The sequence below is a fragment of the Pseudosulfitobacter pseudonitzschiae genome (assembly GCF_900129395.1).
GTDB lineage: Bacteria > Pseudomonadota > Alphaproteobacteria > Rhodobacterales > Rhodobacteraceae > Pseudosulfitobacter > Pseudosulfitobacter pseudonitzschiae.
Genome location: NZ_FQVP01000035.1, coordinates 1 through 1,028 on the forward strand (window position 1 = coordinate 1; position 1,028 = coordinate 1,028).

At 58.4% G+C, this 1,028-nt stretch carries 1 protein-coding gene and 1 pseudogene; both read right to left on the reverse strand.

The genetic code is table 11. The features are described 5' to 3' along the window. Window positions 1-54: 54 nt before the first annotated feature. Window positions 55-846, reverse strand: coding sequence for a TniQ family protein (locus BUC08_RS24150; RefSeq protein WP_037931238.1), 792 nt, complete (start codon window positions 844-846; stop codon window positions 55-57). Further along, window positions 843-1,028: pseudogene (locus tag BUC08_RS25090) on the reverse strand (TniB family NTP-binding protein); the annotation flags it as partial. The gene BUC08_RS24150 and the pseudogene BUC08_RS25090, both read right to left, overlap by 4 nt.

Genomic DNA, 1,028 nt, shown 5'->3' on the forward strand with positions numbered 1-1,028 from the left:
TGTCGCGTAGCCCTTAAATCTGAGACACGACGCGTTCGGGGATATTTTTTGCCCTTAACTATGAGATTCGACTGCCATCGTGCCTATGCTTTTCGCGCGCTGCCGGGCGATGTGATCAACCGCAGCAAGCAGACGTGGCTCCGTCTCGAAGGCGCGCAAGAGAGCAACCCTTGCATAGTCGTCGATGCCGGAGCTTGAGATGGCCGCTTTGACCAATGGACGGGATTGGGCTGCATCAATTGCAGCAAGGCCAAACAGCCTTACTTCCAGGCTGTGGCCCTGAAGAGCGTATAACGGATCTCCGCGGAAGGCCTTTAATGATATGGCAAAGGTGACCGCGCGCATTGCGCGCCGAAGTTGCTTGGAGCTGCGTAATCGCGCGGCGTATTCAAGCCGCGCGGCGCCGTTGCGCGCACGATTTATCAGCTTTTCGGGCATCTGTTCGCCACTGGCCTTGCCGAGCGTCGGCACAAGTCTCATCCCACAAACCTGGCAGTCGAATGCCCAGGCTCGCCTCCAATGCTTGAGCGAAAGGCCCTCTCTGGAGCATTGCAGGCAATGCTGGAATGACATCTGGGCCGTCAGCGAGGCTTCTCGTGTCGTCATTGCTGGGAAGGTCAAAGATCGCACAACATCTGGGTCAATCCGCGCGGCGTTGGCAATCTTCTCTGCCGCCACCGCGTCGATGTTGAGGTCCAAGGCGGTGCCATGCGCGGTATCGATCTTGATATGAGCCAGCAGTTCGGCGTCATCACAGTAGTTGGCCGCAGCCAACCGAGACAACCAACCTGACAACAACTCGTCTGGCAGCGGCGCGACAGTTTTTGGCAGCGGGTGCGGCTTCACACCCTGGACTTCTCGAGCCGCCGATTGGCGTTCGCATGGCGCGACCAAACCGGCGTCCATCTGGCGATTGCGTCATCGGTGATGCATTCATCACCTGTGAGAATGGCGTCGATGGAAAGATCCTTGACCAGAGCGAAGATGCGCGAGGTCACCCCACCGGTCAGTGCCAAGACCTGCTTGAG